The organism is Aurantibacter crassamenti, assembly GCF_016811105.1.
GTDB lineage: Bacteria > Bacteroidota > Bacteroidia > Flavobacteriales > Flavobacteriaceae > Aurantibacter_A > Aurantibacter_A crassamenti.
Genome location: NZ_JAFBGM010000001.1, coordinates 1,336,812 through 1,353,592, shown reverse-complemented (window position 1 = coordinate 1,353,592; position 16,781 = coordinate 1,336,812). Strand labels below are relative to the sequence as shown.

Genomic DNA, 16,781 nt, shown 5'->3' with positions numbered 1-16,781 from the left:
GATCTTTAAACTTAATTTAACTTGTATAAAACATCTGCTTCTTCTAATGTAGTAAGCAATTCACTACTTATCTGAACTTTTTGCTTTCTACTTATCAAATTAACTTTGATTTCATCTGTCATTTCATACACTACAAAATTCAATGCATGATCACCTTTATGTGCAGTCATTGTTTCTTTTAATTGACGAATACGGTCTTCTCGTAAATTATCGATGTTGAGATTTATGGTCAACTTTCTTGCATAGGCATCCATTACATCTTGCAATAACATAAAACTATTGAACTGCATTCTTGGATCTCCTTTCTTTCCCGTTTCACGATTAACCCATCCGTCTTTGACAAAAACCTTTATGTAGGCAAAAGAATTAATCATAAGAAAATGTCTGAATTTCAAATATTCTTCTCCAAATATTCTGAAATCAAAAGTATCTGTATAGTCTTCTAATGTAAATGAAGCCCAACCTTTGCCATTCTTTGAAATTCGGTGTTGCACATCAGAAATAACACCTGCAAAAGAAAGCTCTCTGTTTACATAATCAGGAAGATGGCTTACACAAGATACGCTAGCATTGCAAAAAGCTTTAATCTCCTTTTTAAAATCATCTAAAGGGTGCCCCGAAATATAAATTCCTACCACTTCTTTTTCTCTACGAAGCTTTTCCATTGTAGCCCATTCTTCACAATGCGGAACTTCGGGTTCAGGTATTTGTACTTCACTTGCTTCACCAAATAAACTTACCTGCGATGAATTTTTATTTTCTTGAAACTTTGAGCCATATTTAACAACCTTCTCTAAAAAAGTAATTCCATCATTTTCAGTAAGAAAATATTGCGCTCTGTTAACCCCGAAGGAATCAAAACCACCTGCAACTGCAAGGTTTTCAAAAGCCTTCTTATTTGCGGCACGTAAGTCTAGACGTTTGGTCATATCAAAAACCGACTTATAGGGCCCATCTTCATTTCTATTTTTAACAATTGTCTCAACAGCTGATCTACCTACGCCTTTTATTGCACCCATACCAAAACGAACTGCACCTTCTTTGTTGACGGCAAATTTGTAATACGATTCATTAACATCTGGACCCAAAACAACAAGACCCATACGCTTACATTCTTCCATAAAGAAAGTAACCTGTTTAATGTCATTCATATTATTTGAAAGTACTGCCGCCATATATTCAGCAGGATAATGCGCTTTCAAATAAGCGGTTTGATATGCTATATAAGCGTAACATGTAGAGTGACTCTTGTTAAATGCATAAGCTGCAAATGCTTCCCAGTCTTTCCAAATCTTTTCAAGTATATCTCTTGGGTGCCCATTCTTTTCACCACCATCTAAGAACTGCGGTTTTAATTTTTGCAGTAAAGCAAATATCTTTTTACCCATTGCCTTACGCAAAACATCAGCATCACCCTTAGAGAATCCTGCAAGTTTCTGAGAAAGTAACATTACCTGCTCTTGATATACAGTAATACCATAGGTTTCTTTTAAGTATTCTTCCATATCTGGCAAGTCATACTTAATTTCTGCTATTCCATTTTTACGTTCTATAAATGCTGGAATATAATCCATTGGTCCAGGACGATATAATGCATTCATTGCAATTAAATCATCAAAAACAGAAGGCTTCAAATCCTTCATATGTTTTTGCATTCCTGGTGATTCATATTGAAATATGCCTACTGTATCACCCTTTTGAAAAAGCTCATAGGTTTTTTCATCGTCTAACGGAAAATCATCTGGAACCAAATCTATACCGTGCTTGGCCTTTACGATTTTGACGGTATCCTTAATTAAGGTTAGCGTTTTTAATCCAAGGAAATCCATCTTCAACAGACCAGCGCTTTCAACAACCGAGTTGTCAAATTGTGTCACATATAAGTCTGAATCTTTTGCAGTTGCAACTGGAACAAAATTAGTAATATCACTAGGTGTAATGATAACACCGCAAGCATGTATACCTGTATTACGAACCGAACCTTCAAGCATACGAGCCATATTCACCGTACGCGACTCGAGATCACTACCTTCCGAAATATTTAGTAATTCATTGATTTTCTCTAAATCATCTGAACGGAATTTCTTCTTTAAATCTGCTTCTGAAACACCAAATATTTTACCCAGCTTAGACATGGTTGGTATTAACTTAGCAATTCTATCAGCATCTCCCAAAGGCAAATCAAGAACTCTAGCTGTATCTCTGATGGAAGATTTTGCGGCCATAGTACCGTATGTAATAATTTGAGCTACTTGATTGGCGCCGTATTTATTTATTACATAATCCATTACTCTACCCCGACCCTCATCATCAAAATCTATATCAATATCAGGCATTGATACACGATCCGGATTCAAAAATCGCTCAAAAAGCAGATCATACTTTAACGGATCAATATTAGTAATTGTCAGGCAATAAGCTACAACAGAGCCTGCCGCAGAACCCCTACCAGGCCCTACAGAAACATCCATATTACGCGCTTCACGAATGAAATCTTCCGTAATCAAAAAGTAACCAGGATAACCAGAATTCTTAATAGTATCTAACTCAAAATCGATACGATCTCTAATTTCTGAAGTAATTTCTGTGTAACGTTTTTTGGCACCTTCATATGTAATGTGACGTAGATATGCGTTTTCACCCCTATTACCACCATCTATATCTTCGGCATCTTTAAATTCTTCAGGAATATCGAATTTTGGAAGCAATACATCTCGTGCCAATTCATATGCTTCAACCTTATCAACTACTTCTTTAACATTTAAAATAGCCTCTGGCAAATCTTTAAAAAGCGCCTTCATTTCATCTGAAGACTTAAAGTAATATTCTTGATTAGGCAAACCATATCGATAACCTCTACCTCTACCAATAGGTGTAGCTTGTTTTTCACCATCTTTTACACAAAGCAAAATATCGTGTGCTTCTGCATCTTCTTTAGCGCAGTAATACGTATTGTTGGTCGCAATCAATTTTACCTTGTGCTTTTTGGCCAATGGCACTAACACCTGATTCACCCGATCTTCATCTTCCTGTCCGTGGCGCATCATTTCAACATAAAGATCATCGCCAAATTGTTCCTTCCACCAAATCAAAGCTTCTTCTGCTTGATTTTCACCTACATTTAGAATTTTACCAGGTACCTCACCATATAAATTCCCGGTAAGCACAATAATGTCTTCTTTGTATTGCTGAATAACCTTCCTATCTATTCTTGGCACGTAGTAAAAACCATCTGTATAAGCTATAGAAGACATTTTACATAGGTTCTGATAACCATTTTTATTCTTAGCCATCAATACTATTTGATAGCCATAATCCTTTACATTTTTATTTGTATGATCATCACAAACAAAGAACTCGCAACCAATAATTGGTTTTAATAGTTGACCATCCGCAGGCTCACCATGTTCTTCAGCTATTTTATTTTTCTCCTGAACTGTCTTGTTATGTGCTTTTACCTCCTTTACAAAATGGAAGGCACCCATCATATTTGCATGATCCGTTAAAGCCACAGCAGGCATATCATTATCCGCAGCAGATTTCACCAAACTTTTTATATTAATGGTGCTCTGTAAAACTGAAAATTGAGAATGGTTATGTAAATGAGAAAATGGTGCATCTGCCAAGTTCTCAAGATTTTCTTCTATTTCTTCGGATGAAACACTGCCCGTATCCTTTTTCCAAAGTGCATCTGCAATTTTTTTAGATGCTTTTTTAAGGTTAATATGCTTAAGACCTATTAACTCAATTTCTTTAGGATTAGCCTCAGAGAAATTTTTAAAATAATCAGGAGCTGCGTCAAGCTGTTCTAAAGTAAATTGTTCTTTTCTGATTAGCTCTAAAAAACATCGAGTAGTTGCCTCAACATCAGCAGTAGCATTGTGCGCCTCAGAAAAAGGTTCACCGAAAAGAAATTCATGCAACTCAGTTAGGGTCGGCAATTTAAACTTACCACCTCTACCACCGGGTATTTGACAAAGCTTTGCAGTGTGCTCTGTACATGTATCTAAAACAGGAAGTTCTTGAAGTGGATTCTCAACACCTAATCGGTGAAATTCTGCCCCCATGATATTCAAATCAAAGCCTACGTTTTGTCCAACAACAAATTTTGTTTCGGCCATTGCCGCATTGAACAACTCTAAAACCTCAGCCAAAGGAATACCATCACGCTGAGCCAAAGCAGTAGAAATACCATGAATCTGTTCTGCGTCGTAAGGTATATTGAAACCAACAGGCTTTATTAAATAATCTTGGCTATCTACCAAATTACCCATTTCGTCATGCAATTGCCATGCAATTTGAATACAACGTGGCCAGTTGTCGGTGTCAGTTATTGGAGCATTCCAGCGTTTAGGAAGTCCGGTAGTTTCAGTATCAAAAATCAGGTACATAAAAAATATTCTATCTATTAGAGAACTACCGAATCATCGGAAGAGCACCGCAAAAAAAAGTACCTGTAAAAATAGGAAAAATGATTAGTTAGAAAAAAGGTTATTGTCATGAGTTATTAACCCCAAACTATCAATCAGTTTTTCGTGCTTTATATTTAATTGGTATCTTCCATTTTTATAAAAATATGACCATGAAAAATCTATTTACCAGCCTTATACTAATATTCTTTTTCACCAATCTAAAGAGTCAAGACACTAAAAATCAACAACCTAATTTCATTATCATATTTGCTGATGATTTAGGATATGGAGATCTCGGGGTTTATGGGCATCCTACTATAAAAACACCCCATCTAGATCAAATGGCTTATGAAGGACAAAAATGGACAAACTTCTATGTTGGCGCCAGTGTTTGCACTCCAAGTAGGGCCGCAATTTTAACGGGTAGATTACCCATTCGAAGCGGCATGACAAGTAAAAAACAACGTGTGCTTTTTCCTGATTCTAAAAACGGACTACCTGCTAGTGAAATCACTTTAGCTGAACAATTAAAGGGGGTTGGCTACAATACTGCCGCAATTGGAAAATGGCATCTAGGCCATAAAAAGCAATTTCTTCCTACTAATAATGGTTTTGATTATTATTTCGGCATACCTTACTCAAACGACATGGATCATGTTGGAAAGGCTAATTATAAAGACAACGCTGAAATTGGGCCTGAAGCAATTTCTATTGAAGATTTTAATGTTCCTCTGATGCGAAATACAGAAATTATCGAACGCCCTGCCGATCAAAATACTATAACCAAAAGATATTCTGAAGAAACGGTTTCATTTATCAAAAAGAATAAGGATACGCCCTTCTTTGTCTATTTAGCACACAATCTACCGCATATTCCACTTTTTGCATCTAAAGAATTTTCAGGTAAAAGCGAACGTGGTTTATATGGTGATGTTTTAGAGGAAATTGATAACGGCGTTGGTAAAATCTTAAAAACATTAAAAGAAGAAGGTCTAGCGGAAAATACCATTGTTGTTTTTACTTCAGATAATGGTCCTTGGTTACCATTCAAAACGCACGGAGGTAGCGCTGGATTACTTAGAGCTGGAAAAGGATCTACTTGGGAAGGTGGAATGCGAGAACCCGGAATTTTTTGGGCTCCTGGAAAAATCAAACCGGGCGTCATTTCTGACATTGGATCAACAATGGACCTCTTCACAACATTTAGCAAACTAGCCGGAGCAAAAATTCCTAATGACCGCATTTTAGATAGTCATGATTTAGGACCTGTATTATTTGAACAAAAAGCTAGTCCTAGAAATAGTATTATCTATTATCGAGGTAACGAGATTTATGCCATACGACTGGACAATTACAAAGCACATTACATTACACAAGGCGTATATGGTCAATTTGGTGAAAGAAAAGAACACGACACTCCGATACTATATAATTTAGGCGAAGACCCATCTGAACAATTTGACATTGCAAGTAAACACCCTGAAATTCTTCTAAAAATACAAGCACTTAAAGATGAACATAAGGCCAAATTAGTAGCTGGCAAAGATCAATTAGCGGAACGCGAATAAGTATTAAATATCAATTACAACCGCAATACTTTAAAAACAATACAACTCATCCAATAATAGTAATACACTTATTTTATTCAATTATCTTGAAATTGGTTGTCCTTTTCAAGAAATGAAGTATATTTGCAGCCCTTTTACAAGGAATATTTTCTGCTTTGTCAGAAATGCAAAAAAATAATGAATTAATAACCAAGGGTCGGGCACCCTACAAATTAATGTGATATGCCAGTAAAAATTAGACTTCAAAGACACGGTAAAAAAGGAAAACCATTTTATTGGATCGTAGCAGCTGATGCACGTTCAAAAAGAGATGGTAAATACCTAGAAAAATTAGGAACTTACAATCCTAATACCAATCCTGCAACTATTGACCTTAGCGTAGACAACTCAGTAAAGTGGCTACAAAATGGTGCACAACCAACTGACACTGCAAGAGCTATTTTATCATACAAAGGTGTTATGATGAAAAAACACTTACTAGGCGGTGTTGCTAAAGGTGCGTTTTCAGAAGAACAAGCTGAAGAAAAATTCAATGCTTGGTTAGAAGAAAAAGGAAAATTGGTTGGCGCTAAAGTAGATGGTTTAGAAAAAGCTAAGGATCAAGCTAAAGCCGAAGCTTTAAAAGCTGAGAAAGAAGTTAACGATAAACGTGCCGCAGCAGCAGTTGAAGCTGCAGCACCAGAAGTTGAAGAAACAGCTGAAGCGGTTGCTGAAGAAGCGCCTGCAGCTGTAGAAGAAGTAAAAGAAGAAGCTGCTACTGAAGAGACAGCTGCTGAAGACAATTCTTCAAAAGAAGCATAATTATTAAAACGATATGCGCAAAGAAGATTGTTTCTATCTAGGCAAAATCGTTTCAAAATATAGTTTTAAGGGTGAAATTCTTGTCAAATTAGACACCGATGAACCCGAAGTTTACGAAAACATGGAATCAGTATTTGTTAACCTTTCAGGTGACAATCTGGTTCCATTTTTTATTAAAAACTGTCGCCTTCACAAATCAGCGTTACTACGAATAGATTTTGAAGATATAAACGATGAATCAGGCGCAGACCGCATAATGGGTACTAAATTGTATCTGCCTTTAGAATTTTTACCTAAACTTTCTGGCACTAAATTCTATTTTCATGAAGTAATTGGTTTCGAACTTCTTGACTCGGTTCACGGTAATATCGGCACTATCACCGCTGTCAATGACAACACTTCACAAGCCTTATTTGAAGTATTAAAAGGTGATACAGAATTATTGATTCCAATAAACGATGATATCATCACAAAGGTTGATCGTGAAAACAAAACAATTCATGTAACCACCCCCGAAGGATTGGTATCACTATATCTTGGTGATACCATATAATTTCATCTCTCTCATTGACCAAGGATATTTTTCATGTTTTTCATTCTTCAAATCAGAAGTTTGAATAATCTTCAAATATTTAGCCTCCATTGCATCAAAGGCCATAACAATATTTGATTGACTACATACACCTTTATCTACAGTGGTCCAATTTTTACCATCCTGAGAAATTTGCAATTCATACGCTCTAGGATAGGTAGGCAAGGGCGGTGGAGAACCTTCTCGCCAGCCTTGAGATATTCCTGGTGAAACATAGCGTAATTCTGAAACCATAGCAGGTTCAGGCAATTCTATTTGAAACCACATTCCTTTTTTCTGATTCTCTCCTGTAGACCAGCCTTCAAAATTAAACGCTCCAGCTGGCGCGGCCGATCCCCCCACGCGAGTTTGCACGGCATGACTAGCAGAAATTTTCCAACTTTCATTGGGCACCATTAGATGAGGTACAGAATTAACTAATTCTTCATACTTATAAAAACCATCTTGCCCGCTTGTTTTAGAACGTATTTTAATAACTTCTTCTTCACTTACAACGGTTGCTTCATTTGAAAGATTAGTTCTTATATACGAAGCTATTGAAGCAATCCAATCATCAGACTGCTCTTTATTACCTACCATTATTCCTGCCGGATAAGTCTTACCTTCTAACGGCCCTTGCAAACCATGCAGCAAAGTTTTTATAACATATTCTGGATGCCCTTGCACACGATTTGAACCTGCTAGTGGTGGTGCCATAATCAATCCTTCACCTACAGGGGCACCTAACCCATCATTACCATGACACTGTACACAAAGCTCATTAAATATCACCTGACCTTTATTTAGTTGATTCTTTTGTCTATCGGTAACACTTGCTCTAGAATCGTCCCACCAATTTTTAACTTCTTCCGGCTTCAAAATTTGAGATCCAATTGTTTGCACTCCCTTTGCTTTATTTGATTTAAGCAATATCTCTATCGCCGGTTTCAAATCTGCAACCTCCAACACTTTACCTGTTAACATGGCCTGTATAGCCACATCAACGTTTTCATCTTGCAACAAATTCAAATAAAGCTTTTCAAAAGACTTATTTCCCGCTTTATACAATGTTTCACTAGCGCGTAATGCTTGAATACGCATTCTAGGATTTTCATCTTGCAACAATTCAACTATTAATTCAGGTTTCATAGACCCCAAACCTTCTAAACTCCAAAGCGCATGAAAACGCCCTAGTAGATTATCACTTTGCTTTACCAATTTTTCCAATGCCGGAGCAACACTTTTATCCTTAGACAAAACAATAAGTTGCTGTGCTTTATCTCGCCACCAACCATTCTTATGTTCTAAATACTGAACAAGTTCTGCTGCTGTTTTATTAAGCATTGATGGTTTAGTTTTATCTCGTGTAAAATCATCATGAGTAATCCTCCAAATACGACCAAGACCTATAACCTTATCTAATTGATATTGCTTAATTTTTGCTCTTAAATAAGTTCCTTCTTGTGCCCAATTACCTTCTTGAATTATGCCGTGATACATATCAGTAACATATAAGGTTCCATCAGGAGCAGTTGTTAAATCTACTGGCCGAAAAAGTGGATCTGTAGATTTTAAAAATTCTGATTTTTCATCTTGATATGCATTATGTAAGGTTGTAAGCCCTTCGGTTACAACAGGATTTACTTGACGCACAATTCTTGCAACAGGCTCACCATAAAAAAGCTGACCATACATCTCTTTTGGCAATCGATCACCACGAAAAATATCATTGCCTGCTGCACCAGTTACTCTTGTTGGACCTCCAGTTCTTTCGCTTACACGATCCATACCTTCTTGCAAATCGGCAACTTCAACTACAGCTCCCCAAGGCTCTTCGAAACCTTCAGCATAATTCTCTTCGTATTTAAAATTACCATAATGCACTGGCAATTGAAATTGTGAAGGCAAACCACTTGCTCCTCCTAAAAATGATAGCTTTCCGTCATCATCATGTGTAACACCCCATTGCGCTCTATTAAAACCAGTGTTCTCACGAATAATTCCGTTGTCAGTCTCTCTAATTCTAAAAGCATTGTACGTACTATATAACCAGTTATCCATATTATAATACATAAAGGCTTGTTGATGTTCAACATTACCAGAACGACCATAATTGTCCGTAAAAAATTCCTTTTTATCAGCTTTGCCATCACCATCTGTATCTGAAAATTTGTAAACAATATCTTCGTCAGAATTCATAGTTAACACAGCATCTTTACCATAAGGCAATACAAATCGAGGGAAAATTAATCCGTCAACAAAAACAGTTCCTGTTTCATAAATACCGTCATCATCTTTGTCTTCCCATCTTGATATTATACTAGAAGGTTCTAAGGTTTTATCTGAATCTACAGTTAACATGTACGTTCTTAACTCTAAAACATACATTCTACCATCGCCATCAAATGCGATAGCCCCAGGTTGTTCAATTTCCGGCTCTGTTAGAATAGGCTCAATATGATACCCTTTTGGTAAAATAAATTTTTTAGCCTCTTCTTCAGGATGCAATGGAAGAATAGGAGCTTTTGGCTCTAAATCGATACCAGCCCAATCATCAGAAGTAACATCTACCCCTTCAGGTATTGTTATTTTTGGAAATGAATCTGACATTACACCAATTACTTTGTCTACAGGATGAGTTTGTTTCTCTTTAGGCACACAACTGCAAATCAATAAAATAGCAGAAAACACGCAAAAATTCTTAGAGGTAAATAAATTCTTTAGCATTAAGAGGAGATAAATAAATTGATAAAATACTGTTTGGTCTTGTTTTTCAACGGTTGAAAATAAGTATATTCAGTACAACTAACAAGCTTAAATTATTGAAATGGCATTGATGGGTACTCATAAAACAAATGCATTTTTTCTTTACGCTTTTATAACCTTATTATTTATTTCTTACTTCACATAATATAAAAAGGCAGTTTTTAAAAAAGGAAAAAATAAATATTGTAAAAATTAAAACTTTAAGCTAATGATAAGCGCGATAAATTAGTGTGATTCGTTATTAGACCTTCAGTGATTGAGAACAGAGAAAAAGGTAAATTATAAAAATTTTAAAATAAAAAAACCTGTTGCATAGCAACAGGTTTAGAGCTTTTATTTTTCATAGAAAACTTAATCAATAATAACCAAAGTACCTGTCATAACTGAATGAAACTGACAATTGTAGAATAAGGTATCAGGCGCATCCAAGGGCACCTCAAAAGTTACAGTACCGTCTTGTGTTCCGTTATTAGTCACCCCATTACTATAGGCATTACCATTCGTATTTCCTTGAACAGATTTAATAAAAAATGGATGTCCTGAGGCAGTTACAGCAAACGTATATGTCTCACCACGTTTTAGGGTTAAATCTGGATTTTCAAGATCTGTGACATCATCTGAATTAAAAACATATGAGGAAGCTCCATTGTTTGTAACCACAAAATCTTTTGACGCTTCTTCTTCCTCTTCTATTCCGTCATTGCTACCAATATTTCCTTGAGCAACCAATGTTCCCAAATCTTCAGCACTTGCATGAATATTTATATACCCGTCAACCGTTAGCACATCTGAATATCCAAAGACAGAATCATCGTCTAATACTGCTAAATTGGTATTACTAATACCTGTAGCACCATTTACCGGATTTAATGTAAATAAAATATCTCCGCCTTCTGCAGCACTATTAGCATGAATATGACCTGGATGTTCGCCATCTTCAGGTGTATTATTCAATTGAATTACAACAAGAGCTTCACCGTTCACTCTTTCAAAGAATGTAGCAGCTCCATCAATTCCTGGAACATCTACACCTCCAAGAACATAAGCTTTTGATGTACCTGTTAATTCATTTTGACCTATATCACCTTGTGCAACTAATGTCCCTAAATCTTCAGTACTTTGGTGAACATTAATATATCCATCATACTGCAAAAGCTGCTCATATGTTATGGCTGTACCATCATTAAGCATCGTTACAGGTGTAGAACTTTCTCCGTCACCACCATCAACAATTGCTAATGTTATTGCAATATCACCGCCTTCAGCAGCTGTATTGAAATGTATATGTGCTGGATGCATATCGCCATCAACAGTATTATCCAATTTCAACTCCACCACAGTAGAATCATTACTGAATAAAATAAATTTAGCAGCACCTGAAATATCAGGATTATCAACTGAGCCTAAATTGAAAGTTTTAGAATCTACGACAGTAATGACTTCTTCCATTTCCATCATTTCCTCTTCCATTTTTTCAACTTGTACTGCAGGTTCATCTTCGTCATCACTACAAGATCCAAAAAGAAAGAACGCAGTCAATAATGGTAATACAAAAAAAGGTTTTAGATTTAATTTCATAATTAGTGTTTTATTTGAATATTAGATAGTAAACTTTATATACGATGCATTTTAATAAAGGTTTGTTTTTTACGACATTAAACTCAATTATTAATTCATTTACATAAATCACAAGCACTTGAAAGACAATTTTTCATTTAAAGAATTTAACGTCAACCAACTTGGCAGCGCCATGAAAGTAGGCACAGATGGTGTACTACTCGGCGCATGGGCATCAATTTCAACCAAACCAAACACTATATTAGATATTGGAGCCGGTACCGGGCTTCTCTCTTTAATGCTTGCTCAAAGAAGTGAGGCAATGACTATTGAAGCATTAGAAATTGTTGAAGATGCATACGAACAATGTGTTGAGAATTTTGAATCTTCTCAATGGGCTAACCGATTGTTTTGCTACCACGCAGGACTGGATGAATTTGTTACAGAAATTGAAGAACCATATGACATGATTATTTCTAATCCTCCTTTTTACTCAGAAGAAGTATCTAGCGGAAACACTGCCAGGGACACAGCCAGACAAAATCAATCTTTACCTTTCGATGAATTAATAGAAGGTGTTTCAAAATTACTTTCTTCAGATGGCCATTTCGCAACGATAATCCCCTTCAAAGAAGAAGATAACTTTATAAAATTAGCAGCTTCTTTCGGTCTTTATCCTAAAAACATTATGAGGGTAAGAGGAAATCAATTAGCTGAAATAAAAAGAAGCCTTTTAGAATTTACTTTTACGAATCAAAAAACTGATTTTAGCGAATTGACAATTGAACTAGACAGACATGTATACACCGAGGCATATATCGATTTGACAAAAGACTTTTATCTGAAAATGTAACATTTATTAAATTTTAAGTTGCGTTTCATAATTAAATTACACAAAAAATTAACAATATGAAACCTGATTCTTTTAAAGCACCCGACTACTATAACCTTGACGACCTACTCTCAGAAGAACATTTACTCGTGCGAAGTACTGCAAGGCAATGGGTAAAACACCACATATCGCCCATCATTGAAGCGTATGCACAGAAAGCTGAATTTCCAAAACAAATCATTAAAGGTTTGGCAGAAATTGGCGCCTTTGGCTCATACATTCCAACAGAATACGGCGGCGCAGGATTAGACCAAATCAGCTATGGAATTATCATGCAAGAAATTGAGCGTGGTGATAGCGGAATTCGTTCTACTGCATCAGTACAATCATCATTAGTCATGTATCCTATTTACAACTACGGAACTGAAGAACAGCGTAAAAAATACTTACCAAAATTGGCTTCTGGTGAATGGATAGGTTGTTTTGGTTTGACTGAACCCAATCATGGTTCAAACCCAAACGGAATGGAAACCAAATTCAAAGATATGGGTGACCACTATTTATTAAATGGTGCTAAACTTTGGATTTCAAATGCACCATTTGCAGATATTGCGGTTATCTGGGCTAAAAATGAAGAAGGAAGAATACACGGGCTATTAGTTGAACGTGGCATGGAAGGCTTTTCAACTCCAGAAACACACAATAAATGGTCTTTACGAGCCTCAGCGACTGGTGAGTTAATTTTTGATAATGTAAAAGTGCCAAAAGAGAACTTGTTATCTGGAAAAAATGGCCTTGGCGCTCCATTAGGATGTTTAGATTCCGCCCGTTACGGGATTGCGTGGGGAGCTATCGGTGTAGCAATGGATTGTTATGATACTGCTTTACGTTACGCTAAAGAACGTGTTCAATTTGGGAAACCAATAGCCGCATTTCAACTACAACAAAAGAAATTAGCTGAAATGATTACTGAAATTACCAAAGCACAATTGCTAGCCTTTAGATTAGGACAATTAAAAAATGAAAGCAAAGCAACATCCGCTCAAATATCAATGGCAAAAAGAAACAATGTTGAAATGGCACTAAAAATTGCTAGAGAAGCACGGCAAATATTAGGAGCTATGGGTATTTCTGGCGAGTATTCAATTATGCGCCACATGATGAATTTAGAAAGTGTAATTACTTATGAAGGCACACACGATATTCATTTATTGATTACAGGTGCTGATATTACTGGCATTTCTGCTTTTCAGTAAATAATCGAATAATCAATATTTTTCATACGTCAATAGCAATTCATCATCTGCTATATCAGGGTTATCAACAAAGGTTAATTCTAAAGTTTTATCCTTTATAACATATTTGTATTGCGCCCCATTTTTTAGTGTAATCACATTTCCGTCAACACTGTAAGAACCAGCCGTATCTTTTAAGAATTGAAACTCTCCTGAGTTCTGAACAATTAATACGCTGCCCTTAAAGTTGATTTCATGGGTGCTAAAGTCAGGATTTTCACCAAAAGCACAAAAACAAGAGGCATTTGCCAACACCCAACTTCCTTCCAATTCTGTATGTACCACATCATCATTATCCTTTGTGCAAGAATTCAATGCAATGAATAATACAAATATGGCAGCTACTCGCTTCATTATTAAAAGATGGTGGTTTTAAATAGAACGTAAAAAAGCGAGGATAAATTATACTTAACAGCGTCTTTTTACCTAAAAAAAACTCCTAAAAATCATTTATGGCTCATTTCACAACACAATTAGCCTGTTTCACATCATTTTCTTTACAGAAATCAATGATGTACGTAAGTTTGACATGTAATTAAAAACGAAATAAAATTTTTTCATTTTCATATAGTGTTCTCGTAAAAGAGCTCCCATCGAAAGACGGAGCTCTTTTTAGTTAATACCTATTTGAAACGCTTTTTTAGAGTACTAGAACAGCTTCAAACTTTCGTTACAGTTACTTTTATAGATTTACTGATTGGAGTTTTACTTTTTTCTGCAAAATGATTGTAAGGCACCAAAACATTGGTTTCAGGAAAATATGCCGCCAAATTTCCAGAGGGAATATTATAGGGAATAATAAGAAACTTTGGTGCAGTTCTAATTTTACCATCATAATCGCTACTAATATCTACAACATCAAACTTTTTTAAGTTCATAGTTGCCATATCATCTATATTCATAAAAAGTACTCTGCGTTCATTATACACGCCTCTATACCTATCATCTAAACCATAAATAGTAGTATTGAATTGATCGTGTGACCGAATAGTCATTAACATGAATTCATTTTGTTTTAAATCATGCTGCGGCAACCTATTTATAGTAATCTGAGCTTTGCCGTTAGACAGCATGCTGAAATCTAAAGTGCGTACATTATTAGGCAAATAGTATCCTGCACCTTTTGAACGTTCTTCTGTACCTTCAAAACCTTTTACTACTTTATCAATATAACTACGCGTCAATTCGTAATCCTCACCAAGTGATTTCCAATCAACCGAATGATTTCCTTGAAAATAAGCATGTGCCAATTGTCCGATAATTTCAGGCTCACTCATTAAATTATCCGAAGCAGGTTTTAGCACCCCTTTTGATTGTGTGACCCGCCCCATACTATTCTCAACTGTAAAATGACGTTGTTTACCATTTTTAATGTCTTTTTCAGACCGGCCAATAGTTGGCAGAATCAATGCAGATTTACCGGTAACCAAATGAGTTCTATTCAACTTAGTACTTACCTGCACAGTCAATTCACATTGCTCTAGAGCCTCAGCAGTATAGGTTGTATCTGAAGCCGCCATTAGAAAATTACCACCAAGGCACATGAAAACTTTACCTTTTCCTTCATGCATAGCTTTCATGGCATCTACGGTATCAAAACCTTCTTTTTCAGGCGCTTTAAAACCCAAATGCTCTTCTATTCGTTTGTTTAAATCTTTATTTACAAAATGCATGATACCTACACTACGATCACCTTGTACATTACTGTGTCCGCGTACAGGGCAAGTGCCTGCATTTGGCTTTCCTATTGCCCCTTTAAGTAGCAATAAATTTATATACTCTCGAATATTTTCAACGCCATTTTTATGCTGCGTTAATCCCATGGCCCAGCAGACTACTATTTTAGATTTACTAGCTAAAAGTTGTACTAAGTCTTCAACTTGTTCAAGATTCACTCCGCTTAACCGTAGCAACTCGTCTTCGTCATATTGGGCTATGTCCTCAATTAAATCGTCATACCCTTCAGTATATTCTTTAAGAAAAGTATGATCAAAAACAGTTTTACTTTTAGCATCTAAGGCTGCTAACTTTTTCAATATTAATTTAATCAAAGCAATATCTTGGTTGATATTTACAGCTAGATGTATATCTGCAATTGAAACACCAGGTCTTACCCAACCACTTAAGTACTGCGGATTCTTAAATTCAACCAAACCAGATTCTTCAAGCGGGTTTATACTAATAACCTTGCCGCCGTTATTTTTGCATTTTTCAAGTGCTGATAACATTCTTGGATGATTTGTACCAGGATTCTGACCTGCAACTATAACAACTTCTGCTTCATACAAATCTTCAAGTTTTATTGACCCTTTTCCTATACCTAAAGTTTCACCAAGAGCTACACCACTTGATTCATGGCACATATTTGAACAATCAGGCATGTTATTTGTGCCTAATGCACGAGCAAACATTCCATATAAAAAAGCAGCCTCATTACTAGATCTTCCTGATGTATAAAAAATAGCTTCATCAGGCGAATTAAGTTTATGCAACTCATCAGCAATTAACTCAAATGCATTTTCCCACGAAATGGGCTCATAATAAATACTACCTGGTTTCAAAACCAAAGGCTCAACAAGCCTACCGAATTTATTTAATTGATAATCAGTGAGCTGAGAAAGCTCTTCTACTGAATATTTCTTAAAAAAAGCTGCATCAATCTTTTTAGTTGTAGCCTCATCAGCTAAAGCTTTTGCCCCATTTTCACAGTACTCAGCTACTCTAGAAGGCTCATCAGGATCTGGCCAAGCACAACTTGGACAGTCAAAACCATCTTTCTGATTCATTTCAAGCAATGCAGTCATTGAGCGAACAATACCCATTTCTTTAAATCCGTGCCGTAATGCTTCTTTTACCCCAAGTACTCCAGCAGCTATACGTACTGGGTTTTTAAGTGAAATACCCGTAAATTCTTGAGAACCACTTATTGATACATTTCTTCGAAATTCTTGCATTTGTTAAAGGTAATTATTTTGAAAA

Annotated in this window: 10 protein-coding genes; 5 read left to right on the top strand and 5 right to left on the bottom strand. The window is 36.0% G+C overall.

Translation table 11 applies throughout. The annotated features are described in order from the left end of the window. Positions 1 to 11: 11 nt before the first annotated feature. Entirely contained in the window at positions 12 to 4,391 is a 4,380-nt protein-coding gene (gene dnaE / locus JQC67_RS05615) for a DNA polymerase III subunit alpha (RefSeq protein ID WP_203251866.1), read from the bottom strand. 191 nt (positions 4,392 to 4,582) lie between these two features. Here dnaE and JQC67_RS05610 point away from each other — a divergent pair, with 191 nt between their 5' ends. The 3 genes from JQC67_RS05610 (at position 4,583) to rimM (ending at position 7,334) form a co-directional block, all read left to right on the top strand. Continuing rightward, entirely contained in the window at positions 4,583 to 5,980 is a 1,398-nt protein-coding gene (locus JQC67_RS05610) for a sulfatase family protein (protein ID WP_238934494.1), read from the top strand. Positions 5,981 to 6,202: 222 nt separating this feature from the next. Next, complete coding sequence (locus JQC67_RS05605; protein ID WP_203251864.1) at positions 6,203 to 6,781, top strand: 30S ribosomal protein S16; 579 nt, start codon at positions 6,203 to 6,205, stop codon at positions 6,779 to 6,781. Between the two features lie 13 nt (positions 6,782 to 6,794). Continuing rightward, positions 6,795 to 7,334 (top strand): ribosome maturation factor RimM, encoded by a 540-nt coding sequence (rimM, locus tag JQC67_RS05600; protein ID WP_203251863.1) that lies wholly within the window; start codon positions 6,795 to 6,797, stop codon positions 7,332 to 7,334. Here the strand turns inward: rimM and JQC67_RS05595 are convergent. Together JQC67_RS05595 and JQC67_RS05590 are read right to left on the bottom strand one after the other, a co-directional pair. After that, a complete protein-coding gene (locus JQC67_RS05595) occupies positions 7,311 to 10,079 on the bottom strand; it encodes a DUF7133 domain-containing protein (RefSeq protein ID WP_203251862.1) in 2,769 nt (922 codons plus the stop codon). The genes rimM and JQC67_RS05595 overlap by 24 nt on opposite strands. A gap of 390 nt (positions 10,080 to 10,469) precedes the next feature. Next, positions 10,470 to 11,696 carry a hypothetical protein gene (locus JQC67_RS05590; protein WP_238934493.1) on the bottom strand — a complete coding sequence of 409 codons (1,227 nt, stop codon included), beginning with the start codon at positions 11,694 to 11,696 and terminating at the stop codon, positions 10,470 to 10,472. 118 nt (positions 11,697 to 11,814) lie between these two features. Here JQC67_RS05590 and JQC67_RS05585 point away from each other — a divergent pair, with 118 nt between their 5' ends. Next, the gene (locus JQC67_RS05585; RefSeq protein WP_203251861.1) at positions 11,815 to 12,528 is read left to right on the top strand and encodes a tRNA1(Val) (adenine(37)-N6)-methyltransferase; all 714 of its coding nucleotides are present in this window, start codon (positions 11,815 to 11,817) and stop codon (positions 12,526 to 12,528) included. A 56-nt stretch (positions 12,529 to 12,584) separates the two neighbouring features. Next, positions 12,585 to 13,763 carry an acyl-CoA dehydrogenase family protein gene (locus JQC67_RS05580; RefSeq protein ID WP_203251860.1) on the top strand — a complete coding sequence of 393 codons (1,179 nt, stop codon included), beginning with the start codon at positions 12,585 to 12,587 and terminating at the stop codon, positions 13,761 to 13,763. A gap of 12 nt (positions 13,764 to 13,775) precedes the next feature. On the opposite strand, the gene JQC67_RS05575 is transcribed toward JQC67_RS05580, so the two are convergent. Next, positions 13,776 to 14,156 (bottom strand): hypothetical protein, encoded by a 381-nt coding sequence (locus JQC67_RS05575; protein ID WP_203251859.1) that lies wholly within the window; start codon positions 14,154 to 14,156, stop codon positions 13,776 to 13,778. Positions 14,157 to 14,461: 305 nt separating this feature from the next. Further along, positions 14,462 to 16,756 carry an FdhF/YdeP family oxidoreductase gene (locus JQC67_RS05570; RefSeq protein ID WP_203251858.1) on the bottom strand — a complete coding sequence of 765 codons (2,295 nt, stop codon included), beginning with the start codon at positions 16,754 to 16,756 and terminating at the stop codon, positions 14,462 to 14,464. Positions 16,757 to 16,781: the final 25 nt, after the last annotated feature.

What these genes read in the sequence shown, in the direction of transcription:
- JQC67_RS05610 (WP_238934494.1), top strand. Translation starts at nt 4,583, where the DNA reads ATGAAAAATCTATTTACCAGCCTTATACTAATATTCTTTTTCACCAAT.
- JQC67_RS05605 (WP_203251864.1), top strand. Translation starts at nt 6,203, where the DNA reads ATGCCAGTAAAAATTAGACTTCAAAGACACGGTAAAAAAGGAAAACCA.
- rimM (WP_203251863.1), top strand. Translation starts at nt 6,795, where the DNA reads ATGCGCAAAGAAGATTGTTTCTATCTAGGCAAAATCGTTTCAAAATAT.
- JQC67_RS05590 (WP_238934493.1), bottom strand. Translation starts at nt 11,696, where the DNA reads ATGAAATTAAATCTAAAACCTTTTTTTGTATTACCATTATTGACTGCG.
- JQC67_RS05575 (WP_203251859.1), bottom strand. Translation starts at nt 14,156, where the DNA reads ATGAAGCGAGTAGCTGCCATATTTGTATTATTCATTGCATTGAATTCT.
- JQC67_RS05595 (WP_203251862.1), bottom strand. Translation starts at nt 10,079, where the DNA reads ATGCTAAAGAATTTATTTACCTCTAAGAATTTTTGCGTGTTTTCTGCT.
- JQC67_RS05570 (WP_203251858.1), bottom strand. Translation starts at nt 16,756, where the DNA reads ATGCAAGAATTTCGAAGAAATGTATCAATAAGTGGTTCTCAAGAATTT.
- JQC67_RS05580 (WP_203251860.1), top strand. Translation starts at nt 12,585, where the DNA reads ATGAAACCTGATTCTTTTAAAGCACCCGACTACTATAACCTTGACGAC.
- dnaE (WP_203251866.1), bottom strand. Translation starts at nt 4,391, where the DNA reads ATGTACCTGATTTTTGATACTGAAACTACCGGACTTCCTAAACGCTGG.